The organism is Eubacterium sp. AF19-12LB (assembly GCF_003479125.1).
In the GTDB taxonomy this organism is placed as follows: Bacteria; Bacillota; Clostridia; order Lachnospirales; family Lachnospiraceae; genus Eubacterium_U; species Eubacterium_U album.
In genome coordinates this window covers 197,762-223,037 of record NZ_QUGP01000006.1, presented here as the reverse complement: position 1 = coordinate 223,037, position 25,276 = coordinate 197,762, and the positions used below count along the sequence as shown (strand labels likewise).

24 protein-coding genes are annotated in these 25,276 nt (G+C 30.6%); 22 read left to right on the top strand and 2 right to left on the bottom strand.

All coding sequences use genetic code 11. The features are described from left to right. The first annotated feature begins 23 nt into the window (after positions 1-23). The 5 genes from DWX29_RS08130 to DWX29_RS08110 all read left to right on the top strand — a co-directional run bounded on the left by DWX29_RS08130 (position 24) and on the right by DWX29_RS08110 (position 3,711). Positions 24-344 (top strand): PTS lactose/cellobiose transporter subunit IIA, encoded by a 321-nt coding sequence (locus DWX29_RS08130; protein ID WP_117909728.1) that lies wholly within the window; start codon positions 24-26, stop codon positions 342-344. Next, positions 337-1,746, top strand: coding sequence for a glycoside hydrolase family 1 protein (locus DWX29_RS08125; protein ID WP_117909729.1), 1,410 nt, complete (start codon positions 337-339; stop codon positions 1,744-1,746). Before DWX29_RS08130 ends, DWX29_RS08125 begins: the two co-directional genes overlap by 8 nt. After that, the gene (locus tag DWX29_RS08120; RefSeq protein ID WP_117909731.1) at positions 1,733-3,049 is read left to right on the top strand and encodes a PTS transporter subunit EIIC; all 1,317 of its coding nucleotides are present in this window, start codon (positions 1,733-1,735) and stop codon (positions 3,047-3,049) included. Before DWX29_RS08125 ends, DWX29_RS08120 begins: the two co-directional genes overlap by 14 nt. A gap of 82 nt (positions 3,050-3,131) precedes the next feature. Further along, positions 3,132-3,437: a PTS sugar transporter subunit IIB gene (locus DWX29_RS08115; RefSeq protein ID WP_243003026.1), complete on the top strand. Its 306-nt coding sequence runs from the start codon at positions 3,132-3,134 to the stop codon at positions 3,435-3,437. A 16-nt stretch (positions 3,438-3,453) separates the two neighbouring features. Then, positions 3,454-3,711: an HPr family phosphocarrier protein gene (locus tag DWX29_RS08110; RefSeq protein WP_117909733.1), complete on the top strand. Its 258-nt coding sequence runs from the start codon at positions 3,454-3,456 to the stop codon at positions 3,709-3,711. Positions 3,712-4,153: 442 nt separating this feature from the next. On the opposite strand, the gene DWX29_RS08105 is transcribed toward DWX29_RS08110, so the two are convergent. Next, complete coding sequence (locus DWX29_RS08105) at positions 4,154-5,527, bottom strand: sodium-dependent transporter (protein WP_117909735.1); 1,374 nt, start codon at positions 5,525-5,527, stop codon at positions 4,154-4,156. 179 nt (positions 5,528-5,706) lie between these two features. Between DWX29_RS08105 and DWX29_RS12800 the strand changes: the two genes are divergently transcribed. From DWX29_RS12800 to DWX29_RS08050, 12 genes are all read left to right on the top strand, one after another. Then, positions 5,707-5,901, top strand: a complete 195-nt coding sequence (locus tag DWX29_RS12800) for a hypothetical protein (protein WP_199663683.1) — start codon at positions 5,707-5,709, stop codon at positions 5,899-5,901. Between the two features lie 4 nt (positions 5,902-5,905). Continuing rightward, positions 5,906-6,094, top strand: a complete 189-nt coding sequence (locus DWX29_RS12795; RefSeq protein ID WP_199663682.1) for a TetR-like C-terminal domain-containing protein — start codon at positions 5,906-5,908, stop codon at positions 6,092-6,094. Between the two features lie 154 nt (positions 6,095-6,248). Further along, the gene (locus DWX29_RS08095) at positions 6,249-6,635 is read left to right on the top strand and encodes a hypothetical protein (protein ID WP_118565585.1); all 387 of its coding nucleotides are present in this window, start codon (positions 6,249-6,251) and stop codon (positions 6,633-6,635) included. After that, positions 6,625-6,750, top strand: a complete 126-nt coding sequence (locus DWX29_RS13050; RefSeq protein ID WP_260978319.1) for a hypothetical protein — start codon at positions 6,625-6,627, stop codon at positions 6,748-6,750. Before DWX29_RS08095 ends, DWX29_RS13050 begins: the two co-directional genes overlap by 11 nt. A gap of 551 nt (positions 6,751-7,301) precedes the next feature. Then, the gene (locus tag DWX29_RS08090; RefSeq protein ID WP_022087902.1) at positions 7,302-8,009 is read left to right on the top strand and encodes a LytTR family DNA-binding domain-containing protein; all 708 of its coding nucleotides are present in this window, start codon (positions 7,302-7,304) and stop codon (positions 8,007-8,009) included. Beyond that, positions 8,006-9,265: a GHKL domain-containing protein gene (locus tag DWX29_RS08085; RefSeq protein WP_118565584.1), complete on the top strand. Its 1,260-nt coding sequence runs from the start codon at positions 8,006-8,008 to the stop codon at positions 9,263-9,265. Before DWX29_RS08090 ends, DWX29_RS08085 begins: the two co-directional genes overlap by 4 nt. A 198-nt stretch (positions 9,266-9,463) precedes the next feature. Then, entirely contained in the window at positions 9,464-11,353 is a 1,890-nt protein-coding gene (locus DWX29_RS08080; protein ID WP_118565583.1) for an ABC transporter ATP-binding protein, read from the top strand. Beyond that, a complete protein-coding gene (locus DWX29_RS08075) occupies positions 11,347-13,230 on the top strand; it encodes an ABC transporter ATP-binding protein (protein ID WP_118565582.1) in 1,884 nt (627 codons plus the stop codon). The genes DWX29_RS08080 and DWX29_RS08075 overlap by 7 nt, the downstream gene beginning before the upstream one ends. Before the next feature lie 193 nt (positions 13,231-13,423). Continuing rightward, on the top strand, positions 13,424-14,158 hold the full coding sequence (locus DWX29_RS08070) for a LytTR family transcriptional regulator DNA-binding domain-containing protein (protein WP_022087906.1): 735 nt from the start codon (positions 13,424-13,426) through the stop codon (positions 14,156-14,158). A 118-nt stretch (positions 14,159-14,276) separates the two neighbouring features. Beyond that, a complete protein-coding gene (locus DWX29_RS08065; RefSeq protein ID WP_158574520.1) occupies positions 14,277-15,506 on the top strand; it encodes a GHKL domain-containing protein in 1,230 nt (409 codons plus the stop codon). A gap of 1,368 nt (positions 15,507-16,874) precedes the next feature. Continuing rightward, entirely contained in the window at positions 16,875-17,786 is a 912-nt protein-coding gene (locus DWX29_RS12945; protein ID WP_118565580.1) for an SEC-C metal-binding domain-containing protein, read from the top strand. 12 nt (positions 17,787-17,798) lie between these two features. Further along, on the top strand, positions 17,799-18,212 hold the full coding sequence (locus DWX29_RS08050; protein ID WP_022087911.1) for an EamA family transporter: 414 nt from the start codon (positions 17,799-17,801) through the stop codon (positions 18,210-18,212). 218 nt (positions 18,213-18,430) lie between these two features. Here DWX29_RS08050 and DWX29_RS08045 read toward each other — a convergent pair whose 3' ends face one another. Then, positions 18,431-19,372, bottom strand: a complete 942-nt coding sequence (locus DWX29_RS08045) for an AEC family transporter (RefSeq protein WP_118565579.1) — start codon at positions 19,370-19,372, stop codon at positions 18,431-18,433. A gap of 248 nt (positions 19,373-19,620) precedes the next feature. Between DWX29_RS08045 and DWX29_RS08040 the strand changes: the two genes are divergently transcribed. From DWX29_RS08040 to DWX29_RS08020, 5 genes are all read left to right on the top strand, one after another. Further along, on the top strand, positions 19,621-20,703 hold the full coding sequence (locus DWX29_RS08040) for an iron-containing alcohol dehydrogenase family protein (protein WP_118565578.1): 1,083 nt from the start codon (positions 19,621-19,623) through the stop codon (positions 20,701-20,703). Positions 20,704-20,728: 25 nt separating this feature from the next. Beyond that, entirely contained in the window at positions 20,729-21,454 is a 726-nt protein-coding gene (locus DWX29_RS08035) for a hypothetical protein (RefSeq protein ID WP_022087914.1), read from the top strand. A 630-nt stretch (positions 21,455-22,084) separates the two neighbouring features. Beyond that, positions 22,085-23,101 (top strand): ABC transporter substrate-binding protein, encoded by a 1,017-nt coding sequence (locus DWX29_RS08030; RefSeq protein WP_118565577.1) that lies wholly within the window; start codon positions 22,085-22,087, stop codon positions 23,099-23,101. 12 nt (positions 23,102-23,113) lie between these two features. Then, entirely contained in the window at positions 23,114-24,049 is a 936-nt protein-coding gene (locus DWX29_RS08025; protein WP_022087916.1) for an ABC transporter permease, read from the top strand. Next, complete coding sequence (locus tag DWX29_RS08020) at positions 24,049-24,849, top strand: ATP-binding cassette domain-containing protein (protein ID WP_022087917.1); 801 nt, start codon at positions 24,049-24,051, stop codon at positions 24,847-24,849. The genes DWX29_RS08025 and DWX29_RS08020 overlap by 1 nt, the downstream gene beginning before the upstream one ends. The last annotated feature ends 427 nt before the right edge of the window (positions 24,850-25,276 follow it).

The window sequence follows — 25,276 nt, the reverse complement described above, 5'->3', positions numbered from 1 at the left end:
AAGAAACGAAAGGAGAAAAAAATATGAATAGAGAAGAAGCACAAATGGTAGCTTTTCAACTTATAAGCTATGCCGGAGATGCGTTTTCATCTTTTTTTAAGGCAGTGGAAAAAGCAAGAAATGGAGAGTTTGATGAAGCTGATGAGCTAATAAAAAAAGGAGAAAGTGAGTTAACTAACGCTCATAACGCTCAGACAGAATTGCTGGCAAAGGAGGCTCAGGGAAAGGATATTGAATATAGCATAATGTTAGTTCATGCACAGGATCATTTAATGACGACAATAATGTATGAACGTGTTGCAAAAGAATTTATAACATTGTACAGGGAGAAAATTAATGGATAGAAAATTCTTGTGGGGAAGTGCTACAGCAGCTTATCAATGTGAGGGAGGATGGAAAGAAGGTGGCAAAGGAATGTCCAATTGGGACACTTTTTGTCATAGTGAAAAAAACAATATAAATCCTGTAACAGGAGATGTAGCATGTGATCATTATCATAGATATGAAGAAGATATAAAAATGATAGCAGATGGAAATCAGAATGCATATAGATTCTCCATTGCGTGGACAAGAATAATACCGGATGGTGTAGGAAAAATCAGTAGAGAAGGTATTGATTTTTATAATAGATTAATTGACACATGTAAAAAATATAATGTAGAACCGTTAGTAACATTATATCATTATGACTTACCACAATCCTTATTTGAAAATGGTGGATGGGAAAACAGGGCAACAGTTGATGCGTATGAAGAATATGTAAAGGTTTGCTTTAAGGAATTTGGAGACAAAGTAAATTATTGGGCAACAATAAATGAACCAAATTACGAAACACTTTGCTGTTATGGTTTTGGAAATTATCCTCCTAATGTAAAGAATCTTGAGAGACGGTGGAAAGCTATGTATCATTTAATGTTAGCTAGCGCAAGAGCTGTTAAAGCATATAAAAATATGGGATATAAGGGAATGATAGGACTTGTAAGTGATAGCTATCCAATTGAAATATTAAAGGATAATGAAGAATATAGGAAGGCGAAAAAGCTTGCAAATATATTTTTTAACACGTCAGTTAATGATACATGCATAAAGGGATATTATCCTGATGAATATATAGAACATTTAACAGAGTTAGGTTATGATTTGTCATATATGAAAGAAGAAGACAAAGAAATATTTAAGGCAGGAACAGTAGATTATCTTGGTGTGAATGCATATTGCAGATTTTTGGTTAAACCTTGTACAGGAAGAGAAACTGTAATGGAGGTGAATAATACAGGAGACTCATCAAAAAATGAGGAAATGGAAATAAAAGACTGGTGTGCGCTGGATGATGATCCAAATACGAAGAAAACACCTTGGGGAACAGAAATATATCCTAAATCAGTATATGATATGTTGATGGAATTTAAGGAATTATATCCTGATACACCAATTATTATTACGGAAAATGGTTTGGGAGAGTATGACATAGTTGAAGGTGAAAAAATACATGATCAGTATAGAATTAATTTTCTACAGGGATATGTAGATTGGATTAAAAAAGCTATAGTTGAAGGTTGTGACTGTAGAGGATATTTTGTATGGTCAACAATGGACGTTTACAGTTGGATTAACGGTTATAAGAAACGTTATGGTTTAGTTTATATAGACTTTGATGATAACTGCAAGAGAATACCGAAAGACAGTTATCATTGGTATAAAGAATTTATAAAAGAAAAAGGAGGAAGTTACAATGGAAAAATTTAGTAATTGGATTGAAAAGAAGATATCTCCACTTGCAAATAAATTGGCAAGACAGAAATATCTTCAAGCTTTGCAAAACACATTCCTAGCTTTAATTCCACTATTCACTATAGGAAGTTTTGCTCTTATTATTATATCACCGCCAATGGATTATACAACAATGGATTCAGGTGTGCTTAAGGCTATTATGCACGGATGGGCAAATATTGCATCGTTTACAAGTCCAGCACTGGGGTATGTTTATTCGGTAACAATGTCTCTGATTGCATTGTGGACATCAATTGGATTAGCAATTAATTTAGGCAAACATTATAAGATGGACAAATCATGGGTTACAGTTGCAGTTTCAGTTGCGTCATTTATGATAACAGCAACTATGAACAAAGAGGGAACGTTAGTTTTTGATTATCTGGATGGAAAAGGTTTATTTGTTGCAATATTAGTAACAATTGTATCTTTTGAATTATACAGATTTTTATCTGACAGAAAGGTTGGATACATCAATTTGGAAGGTGGTGGAGTTCCACCTGCACTTGCCGAATCGATAGGAAACCTTGTTCCAATAGTGATTGTTTTGGTAGCAGTTGCAACAGTTGACGCAGTATTATTAAACTTTACGGGAGTAGGAATTCCGGCAATAATGCAACTTATTATGACACCTATAGTTAATATGGTTGACAGTATTTGGGGAGTTGTTATATTAGCATTAATAGTTATGATTTTCTGGTGGTTTGGTATTCATGATACAGTAATAACAGGTCCGTTGGATACATTCTTAATGAATAATTTTACAGCTAATCAGGCTGCCTTTGCAGCTGGTACAGCAGCAGTAGCACTTCCGTATATTGTTACTGAGCCATTTTGGTGGACATTTATGGCTATTGGAGGTAGTGGTGCAACACTTGGACTTGCTATTTTAACATTGTTCAGTAAATCAAAACAACTTAAGACAATAGGAAAAATAGCTATTATTCCTTCATTATTTAACATTAATGAACCGTTGATTTTTGGTTTGCCACTTATGTACAATTCAACAATGATGTTGCCTTTCATATTGGTTATGCCGTTAAATGGTGTAATTACATATATAGCAATGAATACGGGAATTGTAGCAAAAACTTTTGCATATGCAAGTTGGAATATGTTTTGTCCAATAGGTGGACTTATTGATACTATGGATATTAAAGCATTAATTTTAATTTGTGCTTTAATTGTAATTGACATAATTATATACTTCCCATTCTTCAAAATATATGAAAAACAGAAAATAAAAGAAGAAGTGATGGAAGAGAGCACGCAGGCATAAAATAGATAATTTTACATCGTAGGATAATAGGTTGAAAAATAAAATTTTTCATTACTATTTGTGCCCAAACAACGAGAAAGGAATGAAGATTAATATGAAGATTTTGTTAGTATGTAATGCAGGTATGAGTACCGGGATTATGAAAATGAAACTTGAGCAGGAAGCAAAAACAAGAGGGTTAGATGCCAGTGTAGATGCTATCCCAATGGTAGAGTTAGGTGATAATCTTGAAGGAACAAGTGTTATACTTCTTGGACCACAAATAAGATTTGCATTAGATGACATAAAAAAACAGGCAGAAGGAATTCCGGTAATGGCAATTGCTGCTCAGGATTTTGGAATGATGAATGCAAAAAAAGTTTTGGATGAGGCATTAAAGGAAATATAATGTTAAGGAGGCAAATATGATTCAAATTGACCATATAATAAGTTGCATAGATGGATTACATGCACGACCAGCCGCAGAATTAGCAAACATTGCAAGCGAGTATGCAATTGAAGTGTATATAAACAAAGATGGAAAGATAGCAAATATAAAAAATATAACTGAAGTTGTAGGTTTATGTGCTAAATATGGTCAGAAAATATCAATATTAATTAATGGAGATAATGAAAAAAAATCATTAAAGACTATAAAAAAATATATAGAAGAAAAACTATAAATTAAATAATATGGTTTGATAATATATGAAGGATAATTTGGCCTTAAATATATTTATTTTATCTTTCTTATTTAGAGGGGCTGTCGCTTTAACGAATGAAAATTCGTGAAGTGACAGTTTCATTTATGCATTTTTTGAGGTTTCTATTGAAGTTTTAATCTTTTCTGTCACTTTTTATGGTGTAATTTAATAAGCCGTTATTAGCGGCTTATTAAATTTATACGACGTTTAGTCTGATTCTTTGTTACTGTTTTCTTCTATGTTATATTTAGTTGCACTGATTTAAATTATAAATTTTCTGTAAGTTAATGTTTGAGTTCATACATTAATTTTACATCAACTGTCAGAGTCTTTTGAGGCATGGCAGTTATTTTTTGAAAATTTTTACATGAAAAAGTAGCATATAAACTAATTACTTTTTCAATAATATAGTATCCCTTTTTTATATTGTAATCAATCCAAATGCATTTGCGATTGAACTAAGAAGAATAATTGTTGCAAATATAGGACAAAGATATTTAATCATAAAATTAAAAATTTTCTTTCTGCGAAATTTTCCCTCGCCGTTAAGAACCTCTTCCTCAATCTTATTAAGACCAATTACCTTTGAAACGAGTATACATATGGCAAATGCTGCAATTGGCATCATTACAGAGTTTGTTAAAAAGTCAAAGAAATCTAAAAATTGCATTCCAATGATTTTTACACAGGCTAAAGGTCCATAACCAAGAGCTGATAAACTTCCTAGAACAAGCATTATTCCACCAAGAATGAAAGTAGCTTTCTTTCTGCCCCATCCAAATTCATCTTGAAAAGTTGAAACAGCACTTTCAGTTAAGGCTATTGAACTCGTAAGTGCTGCAAATAAAACTAATGTAAAGAATAAAATTCCAACAACCGTGCTAAGTCCCATGCTTTCAAACATTTTAGGAATAGTGATGAACATTAATGAAGGACCTGCATTTAAGGCATCAGGGTCACCACCAGAGAAAGCAAATACTGCAGGGATAATCATTAAGCCAGCCATAATCGCAATAGCGGTATCAAATATTTCTACATTTTTAGTAGAATCTTCGATTGATAAATCCTTCTTCATGTATGAGCCGAATGTAATTAAAATTCCCATAGCAATTGATAAAGAATAAAACATCTGTCCCATTGCAGCAACAACAGTCATCCATGAAAAATTCTCAAAATTAGGAATAAGGAAATATTTTACTCCGGCTAAAGCACCAGGTCGTGTCATAGAATAAATTGTAATTATAATTGATAAAACAATTAAAATAGGCATCATAAATTTTGATACACGTTCAATACCATTTCTAACTCCGGCATAAATAATGGCTAAAGTAATAAATGTAAATATTATAAAGCAGATTTCAGCGGAAAAACCACCTGTAATAAAATTAGTAAAATAGTCATCACCCGCTAATAATTTGCTGCCGCCAATTATATATTCGGCTAAATATTTAATAACCCATCCACCAATTACAGAATAATATGGAACAATGAGAATAGGAATAATAGCGTTAATCCATCCGCCTAAAGATGCAAACTTAGAGTTGCCAAAAAATTTAAAAGCACCCACAGGACTTTTCTTAGTCATACGTCCAATAGATGTTTCAGCAACAATCATTGTATATCCAAATGTCAGGGCAAGAATGATATATACTAATAAGAACATCCCGCCGCCATATTTAGCAGCTAAATACGGAAATCGCCATATGTTTCCAAGACCTACAGAAGCTCCGGCAGCAGATAATACAAATCCCAGCTTTCCGGAAAAAGAACTCCTTTTATTATTGTGTTTTTTCATAATTTTTTACCTCTCATATACTTTTTAATCGCAAGTATAAAAAGTGTAACATAGAGCAGAAAAAAACACAATAAGAGTAGAATAAAATCGTCTGACAGAAGAGTAAAATAAATCGCTATGAAACAAAGAGTAAAAACAGTTAGAAATCAAATGAATATGCACCAAAGGATACATCAAAAGTGGTGGCATTAAGAAAACTTGACAGAAAGGCAAAAATGCCGGCAACGATATTTACTTATACTTTTGGTATTTTATCAGCATTAATTACAGGAATAGGGATGTGTCTGTCAATGAAGGTAATAGGTAATGGAAACCTGATGTTTATTTTGGAAATAATAATTGGCATGAATGGGAGTAAATTATCCGATTTATAAAAAAATGTTTAAACACATTTTTAGTCCGACAATGGATATGTATAGTATTTCAAATGAAGAAAAAACATATATTGCAGCATTTTACATAAATGGAATGATTGCTGTTGTAAAAGAATGGCTACAAAATGATTGCAAAATGTCAGAAGAACATATATGTGACATAATTTTAAAATGTGTAAATACATCTAATTAATAAATTATTTAATGTAATCTTGCAGTGTTAAAAATATTAATATTAGTTAAATTTAGTAATTACAAAACAATTTAATATTATGGTCAAATTTAAATTATTATAATAAGCAGTAATGAATATTTGGAGAAGAATTTTACGAAAGCAGGAATTTATCTTGGAAAAGAGAGTATATCCGTATCTAAGATTTGTAAAAAATGATACAAAGAGAGCAGGAACAATAGGCGGCTTTTCAGAGTATATTTTAGTACCGGAGGCAAAGTTAAAGCATTCACTTTATTTTATACCGGCTGAAATAAGTGACAGGGAAGCAAGTTTAATTGAGCCTTTTACAGTGGGATGCAGAGCTGCAAGACGTTTACAACCACAAAAAGGAGAAAAAGCAATTGTATTTGGATGTGGAACAATTGGAATTGCAGCTGCAATTACGCTAAAATATTTTGGATTAGATCAAGTTATAATAGCAGATTTATCAGATTTCAGATTGAATATTGCAAAAAAACTTGGATTTGAAACATGCAATATAGCAAATAATGAAAAGTAAACGATGGGATATTGAATCAATTATCACGGATGAATATCCGTTAGAAAAACTTGACGAAGCAATAGAAAAGGCATCAAAGTCAGACGAAGCATTTAATGTTGTGATTAAATTTTAGAAAAGATAAACAGCGTAGGAGTAGGACAATTTTCTCAAGCAATTGCTGCAGTAGAAAAAACAGAGGAATAGAATTTATATGGTTAAAAAATATGGCTAAAATGAAAAGGGCTTTTTCATTTTAGCCATATTGCAATTGTATAGGTAATTTATAAATGATAAATATTACCTTTTACTAACTAACAACCGAATTTAAAAAAATTGCAAAGAGCATTAAATAACTCGGAACAGCTATTGAATTTAAAACACATAGTTTCGTCCTCCTTATTTTAGATTTGTACTGGCCAATTACAAGATGAATTGTAACAATTTCGTAATATTTAAACAATAGGGGATAATTGGAAATAGTTTATACGTTTAAAATAAAATTTCCTAAGTACATAAATATGTGGAACTAAGCTCAAAGCATTTTAAAAGCCCTACAAATTTAAAAATAAGTTAAATATAGGGCAAGTTGCACGAGTTTACCTAAGCCCAAATAAAGATGCTTTTGAAATTGAATTATGATATAATTACAAAATCCCTACTAATTAAGAAAGAGAAGGTCAGAAAATGAATATTGCAATTTGTGATGATGATAGGGTGATTATTGAACAGATTGAAGAATTTCTTCAAATTATTCACGATAAATCATTGGAATATGAGGTGTTTTTTTGTGCGGAAGAATTACAGAAATACATAACAGAAAATAATGTTAATTTTGATGTGTTTATATTAGATATTGAAATGAAAGAAATGTCAGGGATAGATTTTGCAAAAAAACTTCGAGAGAAAAATGTTGATTCTTTAATTATTTTTATGACCAGTCATTCGCAATATGTGTTTGATGTGTTTGAAACCGTAACATTTGACTTTATACAAAAACCGTTAACCTTCGAAAAAATAAAAAATACATTAGAGAAAACAAAGAACTATTTAGAAATAAAGAGAAGGAGCTTTGTATTTTCTTACAAAAAAAATAATTACAACATTGCATTTTCAGATATTTGTTATTTAGAAAAAGATGGTAGAAAAGTATGGATATATACAATTGATGATAAAAAATATCAATGTAATATGACATTGAAAGAAATATGGTCACAATTAGATGATGAAATGTTTGGAATGTTAAATAAATCGTTGATTGTAAATCTTTCAAAAATCGAAGGGATTATAGGAGAAAATGTAATTTTGCAAGATGACAGGATGCTATATGTAAGCAGAGATTATAGAAAAGAAATTAAGAAAAAACACTTGAATTATTTAAGGGGGCAGGTATGAATTTAATTTATGATTTAATAATAAATATAATTGATTATTTGATTATTTTCAAATATTTTAAGAGTTTTAGTGAAAAAAGAACTATGAAAAAGAAATATTGTACGATTCTTTTTTGTGGATGCATAATTTGGATTAGTGTTGTAAATCAGTTTCACAATCCAAATGCAAATCTGATTTTATGTATATTGATGATTTATCTATATAGTTGCTCATTTTCATATAGTATTTCGTATCATATAATTCTACCGGTTTTGTACATAGGATTTGGAATTGTAGCGGAACTGATAGGATTTTTTGTTTTGAATTTTTTAGGACAGGCAATTCCATATTTTATCCGTTACTATGGAAGTTCTTTTATCTGCGAAATTATCCGCTTTTTAATAGTTTATGCAATTTGTAAAGTTAGGAAAATAAAATTCCCTAAATTGTCTTTTGATATAAGTAAATATCTGGTTATTATTCCACTTACATGTGTTTGTATATGTTGTATAACTATGAATATTATTCAAAACAGTAAGAATAATCCGGTTATTATAATGTGTTTAATGATAATAGTTATGACAATTTCGAGTAATGTTTTAATGTTTAAAATGTTTGTTAAAGTAACAGAAACATTATCGGATAATTATGAAAAGGAAATGTTGTTACAAGAGGCACAGGCAAAAGAACAATATTATAATGAAGTGGAAAAAAGTAATAAAGAGATACGAAGAATTAAGCATGATTTGAAAAATATGCTATTAGCGATATGCTCAGAGGCACAAAAGAATAATGAGATTTCAAAAGAAATATATAAAATCATTAATGAGTTAGATGCGAGTAACAAAAAATTATATACATCTAATATAGTTATAAATACGATAATAAATCACAAGATGTGCCTGGCAGAAAATTTGAAAATAAAGACATATGTAAACATTAAAGTACCAAAATCCGTTAATCTTGATTATAAAGATGCAGGAATCCTGTTAGGAAATATATTAGATAATGCAATAGAATCTTGCAAAAAAATTAATATGGAAGACAGATGGATTAAAATAGACATAATTTATAAGAAGAATACAATGTTTATAAAAATCTGCAACAGCAAGATAAAGGAGTTAGTGAATATAAAACAAACTAGTAAACATGATGGGCATAATCATGGAATTGGAGTATCAAGTATAGAGAATATTGTAAAAAAATATGGTGGGTATGTAGAATTTATTGATAAAGGAGAAGAATTTGAAGTAGCTGTAAGTTTGTATGGAATATAAGAATTGTTAATAAAAATGGCAATCGGGCAATTATTATATTGATATTTGTAAATGCGAAAAATATTTTACAAATGATTACATATAAAACACAAATGATTACATTGTGGCAAAAAAAGAAAAAATTTAAGGTATGATAGAAAAATCTGAAGCAAAATAATTACTGGAAAATTATATTCTGAAAACAAAAAAGGAGAGGTTATGAATAAAATATTGGAGAGGTTTAAAAATTTCTTTTCTGCATCCCATGATAGGGAACAAAAAGGAATTCAGTCAACTAAGCATGGAATGCTTAATAATTTCATGTTTGCAGTTAAGCTGACGTGGAGTTTTAGCAGAATATTTATTATAGCGGTTATTGCCGGTGGAATATTAATCTCATTATACAATCTTATTGGAATTTATATACCAAAAATTGCTTTAGCATTGGTAGAGCAAAAGGTTAGTACAGACGTAATGATTAAGGTGATGGTAATAGTGGGAGTGGCAACTCTTATACTTAATCTTATTGCCTATAAGGCTAGTTATATTTGCGAATATCAGTGGGAAAACGTGTACAAAGGTATAGTTTCAAAATATCTTAGAAAATCATTTACAACGGATTTTAAAAATATGGAAAATCCGGATTTCCTTGATTTAACTCAAAGATCAAAACAGGCATTGTATACATATCAGGGAATTCATGGATATTGCATGAGAGGGCAGAACATAATTGCCAATCTTACCATGGTATTTATTTCCGGCTTTGCCATAGCTTTAGTTAATCCGGTGCTTGTACTTGTTATAATTACACTTTCGTTTTTTATCTATAAAATTTTAGATTCAACAATGGAGTGGAGCAAGACAGAATTTAGAGATGCTATGGCATCTAATTATAGAAAAAATAGTTATTTTTCAAATACAGCAAGAGACTTTAAGTACGCTAAGGACATAAGACTGTTTAAAATGCAGGAGTTTATACAGAATATGTGGAATGACATTAACACAATATATTATGCTGCCTGCAAAAAACATCACAGTAAGTGGATTATGTGTGAAGCAAAAATGAGTATGCTTAGGTTAATTCAAAATGTATTGCTATATTCAGTGCTTATTTACATGATTATGTTTAGGGGCATGAGTATTTCTAATTTTGTTTTATATATTGGATTAGTGGCTGCATTTTCAACAGCCATGACTGATCTGTTTTGCAATCTTGTGTGGATGAATATGAACAGAATGCAGTTAGATGATTTTAGAACATTTATGGATTGGACAGAGGATATACCTGACTATCAAAAGGGTGAGGGAACAATAAAGAATATCAAATTAGAAAAATACGAATTTAAATTTGAAAATGTCTCATTTAAATATCCGGGACATGATAAATTTATTCTTAAAAATCTTAACCTCACAATAGAGGCAGAAAGTAAGCTTGCAATAGTAGGAATAAACGGTGCAGGAAAAACTACTCTCACAAAGCTTCTTATGAGACTATATGAACCAACAGAGGGAAGAATTTTACTTAATGGAGTTGATATAAAACAGTTTGACAGAGAATCATATTTTAATATCTTTGCTCCGGTATTTCAGAATATAGAAATATTTGCTTTCCCTGTATGGCAGAACATTTCAATGAAATCTGATAATGAAACTGATAGAGACAAGGTTATGGAAACATTAAAAAGAAGTGATTTAGATGAGAAGATTAACAGGTACGAAAACAAAATCGACACAAAACTTCTTAGAATTATTGATCCTGACGGAGTGGATCTTTCCGGTGGAGAAAGACAAAGACTTGCTATGGCAAGAGCATTGTACAGTGACAGGGATGTACTTGTACTTGATGAACCTACGGCAGCACTTGATGCACTTGCAGAAGATAAGATGTATCAGGAATTTAATGAAATGGTAAAGGGAAAGACTGCAATTTTCATTTCACACAGACTTTCAAGTACAAGATTTTGTGACAAAATAGTTATGTTTGAGGATGGAAAAATTATTGAAGAGGGAACACATGATGAATTAATGAAAACTGGCGGAAAATATAGTGATATGTTTCAGATTCAGGCACAGTATTACAAAAGTGAGAAGGAGGGAGTAACATGCTAAAAAAATTATTTAGTGGAATTAAAGACATAGCTTTTTGCACCGGATATTTTGCAAAGTTTGCATGGAAAAAGCTTCCAATCTATTACTTTTATATTTTGTTGTCAGTTATAGTTAACACAGCAGGACCTTTTGTTTCTATTATCGGCTCAAAATATTTAATTAATGAAATCGTATATGAGCAGAACAGAAACATTGGTATGATAATTTTCTGGGTAGCTTTTATCTGCATTGGAACTTATCTTTATGCAGTAGTAGGAAAGTTTGCAAATGAGAAGCAGAATTATTGTAATGACCGTTTTGACAGAATGCTTCAAATGGAAATAAGTTTTAATACTATGCAAATGAAGTTTGAGTATACTGAAAATTCTGAAATGCTAGACAGTGTAAATAAAGCGGGCCGCGCATTTGAACAAACTAACCTTATACAGGGACTTACAGACGGAATCGTAGGACTTATAAGTAATATATTAGTGCTTGCAGGGGTTATGTATATAGTTGTTAATTGCTCAGTATGGTTACTTATTCCTGTATTTTTAAGTTTCGTTATTAATACATATATGACAATGAAAACAACAAAATTAAAGGAAAATTATTTCTCTGAAGCAATGGAAATAGACCGTGTTGTTGATTATTATCTGGATGAACTTACAACAGGTGAGTATGCCAAGGATATTAGAATTTATAATGCAGATAATATGATTATTGATAACCAGAAGGAACAAAGTACTAAGCAATATAATCTTTCAAAAAGAAGCATGAAAAAAATATGGAATAATGAAAAAATTTCAATAACATCAACGGAGATTTGTAATATAGCAGTTTATATTATTCTTGGTGTAAATACATTAACAGGAAAGATTACAATCGGAGATTTTAGCAGCCTTACACAGGCAGTTATTAAGTTTACGGAAGCACTTTATAATATTTCAAGAGGATTAATGGGATTAAAGTATACAGCATCAATTCTAAAATATTATCTTGATTATATTGAAAAAGCTGAAATTGATATAAAATATGAGAAAAGTAAAAATGCAGAAGTTCCAAATGTTAATGATGGTGTATCTATAGAATTTAAAAATGTAAGTTTTAAATATCCTAATACAGATGTTTATATTTTAAAAAACATAAATACATCAATACATCCGGGAGAACATCTTTCAATAGTAGGAAAAAATGGTGCAGGAAAGACAACTTTCATAAAACTTCTTTGCAGATTATATGAAGTTACAGAAGGAGAAATTCTTGTAAATGGAGTAAATATAAATGATATAGAATACTCTAAATATTTAGATTTACTTTCAGTAGTTTTTCAGGATTACAGGCTTATGGCATTTTCCATAAAGGATAATATTGATATGGGACAGAATAAATATGCCAATGGCGATATAGGACAGAAAGAATATGCCAATGGCGATATGGGACAGAATAAATATTCTAATGTTGAAAATAAGATTAATGAACTGTGCAAAATAGTAGAGATTGACGGTTGGATTAATTCTTTGGAAAATAAGCAAAATACAAACCTTTATAAAATGTTTGATGAGTCAGGAGTTGAACCATCAGGTGGTCAGGCTCAGAAGCTTGCAATTGTCAGGGCATTGTATAAGGATGCACCGGTAGTAGTACTTGACGAACCTACAGCAGCCTTAGATCCAATCGCTGAATTTGAAGTCTATAACAACTTTGATAAGCTTGTTGGTGGAAAAACCGCAGTTTATATATCCCATAGACTTTCATCCTGTAGATTTTGCGACAGAATAATAGTTTTTGATGGTGGTACAATAATTGAGGACGGAAGTCATGACAAATTAATGGAAAATACAAACGGATTTTATTTTAATATGTACAATACTCAGGCTAAACACTACCAGAATTAATTGCTACAGGATTTAAGTAGTATCGGAGTTATAGATAGCCATATTGGAATAAGAGCAAGTATTTTATTAAAAAAGAAAAATAAAAAATTATTGTAACTTGAAAAAACGCACACATCCATAGTATCATTGATAAATGAGCTGAATTTTACAGAACCAATATGAGTAAAAACCTAAAAGAAGAGGAAAATAATCAATGACAGTGCAGAAGAAAAATATTCTGGTTATAGAAGATAGTGAACAATACATGGATATGATTTGTAGCAAATTATCAAATATTACCGACATAAATGTTTACAAGGCAAAAGATAGTGCGCAGGCATATAAATATGCGTTAGAAGAAAATATAAGCGTATTTATAGTGGATATAATTCTTGATACAAATGCTTTAGGAGATGTGTCAGGAATTAAATTCGTTGAAAGAATACGAACCATACCTGAATACAAATTTACACCAATTATAATCACATCATCTTTAGAAGACCCTAAGTTACATTCATACAGTTATTTGCACTGTTATCGCTACTTTGAAAAATCTTATGACATCAATGAACTTATGGATACAGTTAAAGAAGTATTAGAATTTGAAACTCCGAAGGAAGAATCGAAGATAATATATTATAAAAGAGACGGAATTTTGTTCTCACTTCAGACAAAAGATATTGTATATGTAGAGAACAGAAACAGGTACATAGAATATCATTGCACAGATGGAGTACATAAGGCACCATATGCGTCATGTAAGAGTATTATTCAGGAGTTAGGAGATAACAATTTTGCACAATGTAATAAACATGTTGTTGTAAATATGAACTATATTTTAAGTATAGACTCAGTTAACAGATATATTAAACTTATAAATAATTATGGAGAACTTGAAATAGGCCCTAGATTAAAAAAAGAATTTATGAGCAGGTTGAAAAATGAGTGAGATTTTAATTTATTTTTTTGAAATAATATCTGTAATAATATGCATACATAACTTATATGGTCGAAAAAATATAATTTCCATTTATACATTAAGTTTTATAAGTTTAGAGATAATTTATATGTATTTAGTTAATGAAGAAGTGCTTTTTAAAGAGACAATGTTAATAATGTATTTGTTTTTCATTATTTATTCGATGCTTCAGTTTGGTGACAGTATTGTAAATTCTGTTTATAACTGCATGTTGACAATGCTCATTGTATCAGTTACGCAAATGATAATGTACATACCTGCAAGTCTTCTTATTTATAAGTTCATTAAAAATGAAAATTTTATGGCATTGTTTATAAACATAGCTGTTCTGATATTTGTATTCTTTTCACAGAAATCAAAATTATATAGGATATTACACAATATAATTGTTGATAAAGAAAAGAGGGGGATGGTGTGTATATTAGTAAATGGATTAATTCTTGCATATTATCTTTATAAGTTCAAAAAAGACAATTTTATTATGACAGATGCATATCTTACAGGAGGATTATTGTTTGTTATAGTAATATTTGCCATCTATAGATGGCAGCAGTCAACTTACGAAGTTAAATTAAAGCAAAAGCAGTTAGAAATGACTAGAATATATAATGATTCCTTTAAAAGTCTGATAGATGTTGTACGTAAAAATCAGCACGATTTTAATAATCATTTGCTTGCTTTATCAGCTCTGGAAAATGAAGAAAACAATGAAAAGATAAAACAGCGAAAGAATGAATATAAGAACAGAATCTCTGAAGAAAATAAGTATAATAGTATTTTATATAGAATTAATGAACCTATTATCGCAGGATTTTTATTTGGCAAATTAAAAGAAACTGAAAATATGGGTGTAGAAACAACGTATGATGTAAATTTATGCACTGGAGAATTTAAATACATATCAGTTTATGATTTCATAGAAATTCTTGGAATATTAATAGATAATGCAAGAGATGCAATTCTTTCAAATAAAACTACACAAAATAACCGGGAAAATATAAAAGATAATAATGAGTGTGGAAATGAAGGAAGTGTAAAGGGCAATAATGACTGTGAAAAAAAAGAAAACATTACAATTAAAATAGCTGAAACTGAAAAGAAAGTAATAGTTGAGGTCTCAAATCCTTATACATATTGTACGGAGGATGAGATAATTAAGATGTTTGAAAAAGGATATTCTACAAAAGGTGAAGATAGAGGAATTGGTCTTAACAAAATAAAAGAATATCAGGATAAATATAAGTTTGATATTTTAGTAGAAAACATAATGACTAAAATTGGAAATACAATAAAGTTTTCAGTAATAATTGAAAAATAAATTCCATAGGCATCAAAGTTGAGGCCTTTTGCCACAACATAATAATTTTGTGTCTACATCGTAATAATCAACAAATAAAAATCTGCCTTTCATTGTAATGACGGTCATACAGACTGTCGGGTGTGTCAATGAAGGCAGATTTTTTGGAGTAAAAGATTATGAAGGTTAATTATTCAAAGTCTTCTTTGCGAGGAAGTTTAGGTTCCCCAAAGAAACAAAAGCTAACTTTTGAAAATTTAAAACCCCATGATAATGCTAAACACAATGTACAAAGTGTGTTTAAAGTAGAAAGTTTGAATTTACGCATTAGCACATTCCTCCTTTTTTGAGATTTTAGCAATAAATAATTGCGCTGTATGTAACACAATAGTCCAGAATCCAACTTGAAAGTATGTAGCAAATAAGCTGAATTCATGGAAAAAGCTAACAAAAATAATAAAAATAAAAATTATAACAAATCCGGTATTTCGACATTTCTTAATCAAAATACTGTCAGGCGAAGGTCTGAACGGTGACGCTATTGGACCTATTTTATAATTGATAATCATACATATTGTACATATGGAAATTATTAATATAGGTGCTACAAATAAAAGTTTGGGAAGTAGTATAATTGAAGAAAATAAAACGACAAATGTTAATAAAAAACATGTAATATAATGTTTACAATGAATTCCGCCGATGTTAATTCTTAAAAATAAAAGCAAAATCAAAGAAACTAAGAATGATTTAAAATAACCTAAAAATCCAAAAAATATACCGAAAATAATAAGTTTTGAAAATTCATAAAAGATGCTTGTAAGTACATATTTTACCATTGCTATATCATAACTGCTGTAGCCGTATTCATCTTTTAATTCATCGATAAGACTTTGCATATTAATTCTCCATTCTTCTGCCATAAGATTTACGGCAGGAATAGTAATGAAATAAATTCACACTAAAACCACACCCAAAGATGTGTAGAGTATAGAAAGATATTTGTCGAATTAAAGAAAAAAAGTAAAAGGTATGTTGTTTAAATGAAAAAATACAGGAAATTGCTGATAATATGAAAAAATGTGCGTTTTTTAGTAAAAAAACATATAATTTAAAAGAAATATTGGTGATACATACTCAATATTTGACGAATTAAAAATCAAATAAGTATAAAATTTAGAAATAGGAAATATAAAATTTGAAAAATTAACTAATGGTTTATATGAATGATAACCTTCAATTTAATAAAACAATTGAAAAAAATAATTGAGTTTGCTATACTTTTATCGGCAAACAAGCGTTCTTAGAGTTGAAAATAGCAGATAATATAAGAGCTTATCAACGCGAACTAGGGAAATATTAAACGTTTAGAAGAGAGGATTTAAATTAATGAAAAAAGGTACAGCTTTAAAAGAAATTTTTAATGATTTTCTCAAAAATGAATTAAAAGACATTGCTAAGCAGAAAAAGATAAGAGGTTATTCAACACTTAATAAAGAACAATTGATTGATAAAATTGTAGAACATATGTTGAATGACGAAGAAGTAGAAAAATATTTCCAATATCTTACAAATGAAGAAATTGAAGCAGTTAAAAAAGAAATTACTTCAACTGAAGGTGGAAAGTCTAACGATGCTTTATATGAAAAATTATATGCAGCCGGTTATTTAGGCGGAATGAATAATGGTGAAATAGTAGTGCCGGTAGAAGTTCAGGCAGTACTTGAAAAAATAGAAAATAAAGAGTTTAATGAGAAACGTAAAGTGACCAGTTTCTTATTAAGCAGTTTGAGAACAATGTGTGTATTATATGGAAAGATTTCGATAGATTTGCTTATGCAGATTATGAAAGATGGAATTAATTATAATGAAAGCACAGAAGAGTTAATTAACAGAATTGAAAGTATACCGGAAGTATATAATGAATTTGAAGTTAATGATAACGTTGTATCTCATAAGAGATTGTCTGATTCAGAAGACAATTCTATAAAAGATGAAAGTAAATATTATATTCCAACTGTTGAGGAAATAAATACAATAGGTGTTTATGGAGAACTTCCTAATGGCCCTTCTAATGTTGAATTAGTAAGTTCTGTAGTTAAAGAAAACACCGGCGAAAATAAAGCAGCAAGAAAGGTAATTTCTAATCCTAGCAGAATAGATGATTCAATTCCTTGGACATTTGACAATATGGGCAAAAGATTAGTTAATCAGCCGGTTGTTAAGACAAAGAAAGTTTATCCTAATGATAAATGCCCTTGCGGAAGTGGAAAGAAATATAAATATTGTTGCGGAAGATAGAGGTGAATGACAATGTGGTTGGTATTTGCAATTTTGTCATCTGTATTTGCAGCTTTAACATCTATACTTGCTAAAGTTGGAATAGATGGAGTTAATTCTAATCTGGCTACAGCCATAAGAACTCTGGTAGTTTTAATTATGGCATGGGCAATGGTATTTCTGACTAATAATCAATCGGGAATTACGGAAATAGGAAAGAAAAGTTGGATATTTTTGATTTTGTCAGGGCTGGCCACAGGAGCTTCATGGTTGTGCTACTATAAAGCATTACAGATGGGAGATGCGTCAAAGGTAGTTCCAATAGACAAATTAAGTGTAGTAATAACTTTGATTATGGCTTTTGTATTTTTACATGAAGATTTTACATCAAAATCAATTATAGGATGCATACTTATCACGTCAGGAACTTTGTTCATGGTTATTTAGAGAATATAAGATATAGAATAAGCAGTTTAATATACCAAATAAGTTTATATTAACTATAACGAACAACAATTTTATAAAAATTTATAAATATAAAATACACTTTTAGTAAAAAAATCAGAAGTAATATTGTGAATTTAATAAACGCAATATTGATTCTGATTTTTTTTGTAAAGACACCAAACACAAAATAATTAGAAGATTCTATATTATAAAATAGATTAAACTGCAAATAAATATAAAAATGCAGGGATTGTAAATAGAGATAAAAGTGTTGTTAAAAAAATAGTTCTTGAAGTTAATTTTTTGTCTAAATCATATTCTGTGGCAAATATAAGTGCTGTATTTGCTACAGGCATTAGTGATTCAATAAAAAAGACATTTCTAACTAAAGTATCTTTAATGAATAGTTGAAATAATGGATAACAAATTAGTGGAATAATAATTAGCTTGACAAATGTAAATAAGTAAACTCTTTTATCTTTAAATATTTCACCTATTTTCATAGATGCTAACGTTGAACCAATTAACATCATTGCAAGTGGTGAGGTCAGATTACCAAGTATTGATATTGCATTTGTTATAGGAATAGGAAAACTTATGTCTAATGCATAAATTACAATGGAAAGCAAAGAGCATATTATACCTGGAGATAATATGCTTTTTAACGTAAAGGCCATCTTTTTCGCAGTCCCATATCCTATTAAAACTACTCCATAAGTAAATGTACAACAGGTAAATATAATGTTGAGAATGGCTGCATAAAATACAGCGGTAGTTCCCTGCTCAGAGCCAAATGCAGCCTGAATAACAGGAAAACCCATAAATCCTACATTTGAAAAAGTTAGCATAAAAGTATATATGCCTTGTGTATTGAAAGGCATTTTAATTAATTTAATTATTATAAAACTGATAATAGGTAATACTGCGTATAAAACAATTGAAGCAATAAATACGAATAACACAGTTGAACCTTTAGGACGTTGTGCCATAGACAAAACAGAATCTATTGTTGTCATGGGTAGGGTTATATTTACAACCAGTTTATTTAATTTCTTATTAGTAAGTTCGTCAAAATATTGTAATTTATATGCAAGATATCCGGTACATATAATTAAAAAAAGCATAATGAGCTGATTAAAAAGAACGGATATATTTATCATTTGAAAAACCTCCGGAATTTGTAAATGTGTAGATAGTCATTAAAAATATTATCGCTAAAACGTTAAATAAGCAATGTTTTTATTAAGCGAAAAAATTCTCTGATTTGTGCTATACTTTATATGATAGGGCAAAAGCATAAAGGATTGATGCTCATTTTGTGAATGACTTAGGAATATTCACAGAGCTATTTATAATCTGCCTTTACCTATAATATTAATTTTACTTTAGCAAAGGAGACATAAAATAAATGGAAAATTACAGTATGCATCTTCCAAGTTATTCAATTGGAGATAAAATATATAATAAAATACCTGAAATTTGTGAGCCATATGGTACAAAGGTTATTGCTATAGGTGGGCATAAAGCAATTGCAGCCGCAAAGGATAAAATAATAGCAGCCTGCAAAGAATCAAAATTAGAAATGTTAGATTTTATCTGGTATGGTGGAGAAGCAACTTACGAAAATGTAGAAAAATTAATGGAAAATGATTTGGTAAAACAGGCAGATATGATTTTCTCAATTGGTGGAGGAAAATCAACAGATACTGGAAAATGTCTTGGGGTAAAATGTGGTAAACCTGTATTTTCATTCCCAACAATAGCGTCAAACTGTTCTGCCTGCACAAGTGTTTCCATTATGTACTATCCTGATGGAAGATTTAAAGAACCGTTTTTCTTTCAGGCACCACCGGTACATGCATTTATTGATACGGATATTTTAGTACATTCCCCTTCAAGATATATGTGGGCAGGAATGGGTGATACTATGGCAAAGTACTTTGAAAGTACAATGTCTTCAAGAGGAGAAGAATTAAATCACTATACACAGATGGGTGTAGATGTAAGTAAAATGTGTTATGAACCGGTTCTTCGATATGGAAAAGAAGCAATGGAATCAAATAATGCGCAGGAAGTTTCATATGCCTATGAACAGGTTGTATTAGCAATTATAGTTTCAACAGGTATTGCATCTATATTTTTGACAGCGGAGCATATAATTGATTACAACACAGGACTTGCCCATGCAATATTTTATTCTCTTACGGCATATCCGCACATAGAAAAGAATCATTTGCACGGAGAAGTAGTAAGTTATGGTGTATTAAATTTGCTGCTTGTAGATAAGAATGAAGAAGACTTTGAAAAAGTGTATAAGTTTAGTAAAGATGTAGGTCTTCCAACATGCCTTGCAGATTTAGAATTTGGAAAGGACAAGTTAGAAGAATTGGCTGAAAATGCAGTTGCCATGAAAGATATAGAGCATAATCCTTATAAAATTACAAAAGAAATGGTTGCCTGCTCAATGGGCAAATTAGAAAAAATGAAATAGTAGGAAGAACTTTGGAGGTGGTTTTATGAAAAAGAAAATCAGTATTATTGCATTATGTGTAGCTGTTGCAGGAGTTATAGCTTATTTTCCAATAAAGACTGCACTTGGTGGTAATGATGTAATGTCACAATGGGGTAAAATTTTAAGTGATGACAGCAAAAATGAAACATCAGGAAGTAAAGGTAAATTTAGAATTGCAACTGACGGACCGGCAGCACAAACATATTCTGCATCAGATGAAATATTTGAGTGTGGGAAAGATATTTTAATAACTAAAAGGGAAATAGAAGTTTCAAAGGCTTTTTATATGCTTAAGGGAGAAAGTGAGAAGACGGCAGAAAAAGAAGCTGTAAAATATATGGAAGAATTTAATGCAATGTATGTTAAGGCAATAAAAGCAGGTTTTGATGTTACAGATGAAGAAGTGGATAATTATATTGCTGATTTGAAGAAAATGTCAGATGAAGCTGAGAATGCCGATGATGTAAAAAAAGTGATAGCACAGTTTGATTCAGAAGATGAGTATTGGGCTTATGAAAAAGAAGTATATCAGAAGCAGTTGCCAATTCAAAAGTACGTTGAATCATTGGAAAGTGATTATGTTAAGAAGCCAGGTACGGATGTAAACAATGAGTCGGGTACAAAAGCGTGGAACAAAGAGTTAGATAAAATTAAAGAAAAAGCAGCAAAAGAGCAGAAGTACAAAAAAGTAAAATCTGTAAAAGATATAGATAATAAATTCGTTAAGTAATTAAAAAAAGATGCCGGAATTGTGGTGCGTAGCACTCAATAGTTTCGGCATCTTTTAGTATATGCTTAATTTTTATTTGAAAATAATGTAAGCCTAAAATCCACTATCACAAATTTTAAGTAGAAATAAATTTTGCTTCACGGCAAAAATTTAAACGTATAGAAAATATAAGTTAGTGTAAAATTTTAGGTGGCAAAAATATAAAAAAATAATTGACTTGTATTTTTTATAGCGTTATAATTCAAAACAACGATATAGATGACCATTAAAACCGTTGATGCGGAGGTAAAAGTGAATCGTGCACTTACAGAGAGCAAGGGCTGGTGGAATCCTTGCAGAACGCAGCTCACATAAATGGACCGCAGAGGGCACAGAACAAAGCATTATATTTGTTAGTATTCTGTGACGTGAAGGCATACGTAAGTTGCACAGAGTATGATAGTACTCGTTGAGTGTGTAAGATATTTTTCTTACGAATCAAGGTGGCACCGCGGAATATTATTTTAGTATTTTCGTCCTTGATGATAACATTTTGTTAAGTGTTATTGTTAAGGATTTTTTTATGCAATAAATACTCTAGAGGTTATCCAGATTGTTAAAAAACTCAAAGTGAAGAAAAGGAGAAAAAAGATGAGAAAGATGAAGAAAGTTTTGAGCGTTTTATTAACAGTAGGAATGGTAGCAACAGCATTTACAGGATGCGGAGGAAACGGAAGCAACAGTTCAGGAAAGACTGATTCAAAGGACACTAATGGAGATGGAAAAGTAAAAGTTGGTGTAGTTTCAATGATTGAAAATGGAGCTTTTACAGATATGAGAGATGGTATTATTGATGAATTAAAAGCACAGGGATATGAGGATTCACAGATAGAATATAAATGTGCAGCAGGCGATTCAACAGCACTTACAACAATTGTGACAAATATGACAGATGGAACATATGATATGGTATTTACTATTGCCACACCTCCTACACAGGCTATGGTTAATACAGAAACAGATACACCTGTATTTTTCTGTGCTGTATCAGCACCTGTAGCAGCAGGAGTAATTACAGACATGGATAAACCGGATAAGAATGCAACAGGAACATCTAATGCAATTCCTGTATCAGACATTATTGATTTTGCTCAGTCAGTAACACCGGCAAAGAAGGTTGGTATCATTTATAGCGGAAATGAGGATAATGCAACAAACACAGCAAAGCAGTGTGAAGAATATTTAGACAAAACAAGCGTTGAATATGTTGAAAAAACAGCACCAACATCAAATGATGTAGAATCTGCAACAAATGCATTAGTAGCAGAAGGTGTAGATATGATATTTATTCCAAATGATTCAATTATTCAGGACGGAATTAGTACATTAACAGATATTTGCAAAGAAAAGAAAATTCCAACATATTGTTCATCAGCAACAACAGTTGTTTCAGGCTGTTTTGCAACATTAGCAATTGATGATAAGGGAATTGGTAAGAAAACAGTTGATATTGCAATGGACTATGTAAATGGAAAGAAAGTTGAAGATATTCCGGCACAGGTTGTAGGAATTGATTATTGCACAGTTAACAAAGCTACAATGGAAGTATTAGGAATTAGCGAAGATAACATTAAAACAGATTATGAAGTTAAGTTAATTGAGAACTAAAGAGGAACAAAGATGATTGAATTACAGTATTATATATCAAACATTCCGGATTGCTTGATCTATGGATTGTTGGCAATGGGAATATATATATCACTTAGAATATTAGATATACCTGATTTGACAACAGAAGGAAGTTTTGGATTCGGAGCAGTTATTTCAGTATTAGTTGCATTAAACGGACACCCTATTCTTGCATTATTTGCAGGAATTGTGGCAGGAGCAGTAGCAGGAGCAATTACAGGTTTATTGCAGACTAAGTTGCAGGTACATCCTGTACTTGCGGGAATAATAACAATGAGTGGATTGTACTCGATAAATCTTGTATGTTATTCCCTTACGGAAAAAGGTGCAACAACGAACTTAAGTTATAACAAGATTACTATATTTGAAAAAGTAAAAGAGATATTTGCAATTCGAGGACAATTTGAAACAAGTGTTGTAAAATCAGTAGTTAGTTTGATAATTGTAATCGTAGTTTTATCATTAATAATATGGTTCTTTAAGACACATATTGGACTTTGTATACGAGCTACAGGAGATAATCCTGATATGGTCAGAGCATCTTCAATTAATGTTGACAGAACAAAGATTATAGGACTTATGCTTGCAAATGCCTTAATAGGACTTGCAGGAGCAATGGCATCACAAAGTGTTGGATATGCAGATATAAATACAGCAAATGGAACACTTATATATGGCTTGGCTGCAGTTATTATAGGTGAAGCCGTATTTGGAAAAAGAGGAGCAACTATTGGAATGATTTCAGCAGTTGTAGGTTCAATTGTTTACAAAATAATTGTTGCATTTGTAATTAGAGAAAATTTATTTGGAGATTTGAGCAGTAATCTTATGAAATTTACATGTGCATTAATCGTAGCAATTACACTGGCGGTTCCTGCAATAAAACAGAAAATTGCAGAGACAAAACAGAGAAAGGCGGCGAAATAATGTTAGATATTCAGAATATTTCAAAGACATTTGAAAAAGGGACAGTAAATGAGCATGTAGCAATTAACAATATGAGCCTTAAGTTAGAAGATGGCGAATTTGTAACAATTGTAGGCTCAAACGGAGCCGGTAAAAGTACATTGTTCAATGCTATATGTGGTAGTTTTATGGTTGATTCAGGTCATATTTTGCTTGATGGGAAAGACATAACTTATGACAGTGAACATTCAAGAGCTAAAGTTATTGGAAGAGTATTTCAGGATCCAATGAAAGGAACAGCTCCTAATATGACAATAGAAGAAAATCTTGCTTTAGCATATTCAAGAGCATCTAAGGGTTCAAATCCATTTGCAAGAGCAATTACTAAAAAGAAAGTTGAATTTTTCAGAGAAAATCTTGCACGTTATAATATGGGGATTGAAGACAGAATGAAAACAAAAATAGGTTTGCTTTCAGGAGGACAGAGACAGGTTGTAACACTGCTTATGTGTACTTTGTCAATTCCTAAATTATTACTGTTAGATGAACATACAGCAGCTCTTGATCCTGCAACGGCACAGAAGGTTATGGACATTACAAAGACAATTGTAAGTGAAAATAATATAACAACAATGATGATTACTCATAACATGAAGCAGTCATTAACAACAGGAACAAGAACGATTATGCTTGATTCAGGGGAAATACTTCTTGATTTGTCAGGAGATGAAAGAGACAACATGACAATGGAAGACATGATTAAGATGTATTCAATGAAGAAACAAAAAGAATTTGATAATGATAGGATATTGTTAAGCTAGCAATTTTTATATGTAAAATTTTCCATAAATTTTACATGGAATATATTTGAAATTGACTAAGCTTTGTTATTATACAATCACAGGCTTAAATAAGTCAGTTAAAAGCCTACAAGTTCATATTTTGATAGAAGACATCTTAATAACTCCGTGTCATTAATTAGTCTGGGAAACTAAATAGTGTTAAATAAGATGTCTAAAGTGAAATTACGTTGTAGTTTCACATTAAAAACACCTACATCAGGAAATGACTCATTTCTTTTTCATTCAAATATTATGCGGGTGCCGTATTAGATATGGCACCTTGCATAGGAAAAGGCATATTTGAAAGAAGAAGGTAGACAATAATAAGGCTTATCTACATTTGCTTGACAATACATAATCATAGCGATATAGTATGGAATGAAAAAAAAACTATACCCCTATAGGG

Excerpts from the sequence above, each read along its gene's own strand:
- DWX29_RS08125 (WP_117909729.1), top strand. The coding sequence starts at position 337 with ATGGATAGAAAATTCTTGTGGGGAAGTGCTACAGCAGCTTATCAATGT.
- DWX29_RS08070 (WP_022087906.1), top strand. The coding sequence starts at position 13,424 with ATGACAGTGCAGAAGAAAAATATTCTGGTTATAGAAGATAGTGAACAA.
- DWX29_RS13050 (WP_260978319.1), top strand. The coding sequence starts at position 6,625 with ATGAAAAGTAAACGATGGGATATTGAATCAATTATCACGGATGAATAT.
- DWX29_RS08105 (WP_117909735.1), bottom strand. The coding sequence starts at position 5,527 with ATGAAAAAACACAATAATAAAAGGAGTTCTTTTTCCGGAAAGCTGGGA.
- DWX29_RS08065 (WP_158574520.1), top strand. The coding sequence starts at position 14,277 with ATGTATTTAGTTAATGAAGAAGTGCTTTTTAAAGAGACAATGTTAATA.
- DWX29_RS12945 (WP_118565580.1), top strand. The coding sequence starts at position 16,875 with ATGAAAAAAGGTACAGCTTTAAAAGAAATTTTTAATGATTTTCTCAAA.
- DWX29_RS08110 (WP_117909733.1), top strand. The coding sequence starts at position 3,454 with ATGATTCAAATTGACCATATAATAAGTTGCATAGATGGATTACATGCA.
- DWX29_RS08090 (WP_022087902.1), top strand. The coding sequence starts at position 7,302 with ATGAATATTGCAATTTGTGATGATGATAGGGTGATTATTGAACAGATT.
- DWX29_RS08045 (WP_118565579.1), bottom strand. The coding sequence starts at position 19,372 with ATGATAAATATATCCGTTCTTTTTAATCAGCTCATTATGCTTTTTTTA.
- DWX29_RS08080 (WP_118565583.1), top strand. The coding sequence starts at position 9,464 with ATGAATAAAATATTGGAGAGGTTTAAAAATTTCTTTTCTGCATCCCAT.
- DWX29_RS08130 (WP_117909728.1), top strand. The coding sequence starts at position 24 with ATGAATAGAGAAGAAGCACAAATGGTAGCTTTTCAACTTATAAGCTAT.
- DWX29_RS08035 (WP_022087914.1), top strand. The coding sequence starts at position 20,729 with ATGAAAAAGAAAATCAGTATTATTGCATTATGTGTAGCTGTTGCAGGA.
- DWX29_RS12795 (WP_199663682.1), top strand. The coding sequence starts at position 5,906 with ATGTTTAAACACATTTTTAGTCCGACAATGGATATGTATAGTATTTCA.
- DWX29_RS08075 (WP_118565582.1), top strand. The coding sequence starts at position 11,347 with ATGCTAAAAAAATTATTTAGTGGAATTAAAGACATAGCTTTTTGCACC.
- DWX29_RS08115 (WP_243003026.1), top strand. The coding sequence starts at position 3,132 with ATGAAGATTAATATGAAGATTTTGTTAGTATGTAATGCAGGTATGAGT.
- DWX29_RS08025 (WP_022087916.1), top strand. The coding sequence starts at position 23,114 with ATGATTGAATTACAGTATTATATATCAAACATTCCGGATTGCTTGATC.
- DWX29_RS08050 (WP_022087911.1), top strand. The coding sequence starts at position 17,799 with ATGTGGTTGGTATTTGCAATTTTGTCATCTGTATTTGCAGCTTTAACA.
- DWX29_RS08040 (WP_118565578.1), top strand. The coding sequence starts at position 19,621 with ATGGAAAATTACAGTATGCATCTTCCAAGTTATTCAATTGGAGATAAA.
- DWX29_RS08085 (WP_118565584.1), top strand. The coding sequence starts at position 8,006 with ATGAATTTAATTTATGATTTAATAATAAATATAATTGATTATTTGATT.
- DWX29_RS08030 (WP_118565577.1), top strand. The coding sequence starts at position 22,085 with ATGAGAAAGATGAAGAAAGTTTTGAGCGTTTTATTAACAGTAGGAATG.
- DWX29_RS08020 (WP_022087917.1), top strand. The coding sequence starts at position 24,049 with ATGTTAGATATTCAGAATATTTCAAAGACATTTGAAAAAGGGACAGTA.
- DWX29_RS08120 (WP_117909731.1), top strand. The coding sequence starts at position 1,733 with ATGGAAAAATTTAGTAATTGGATTGAAAAGAAGATATCTCCACTTGCA.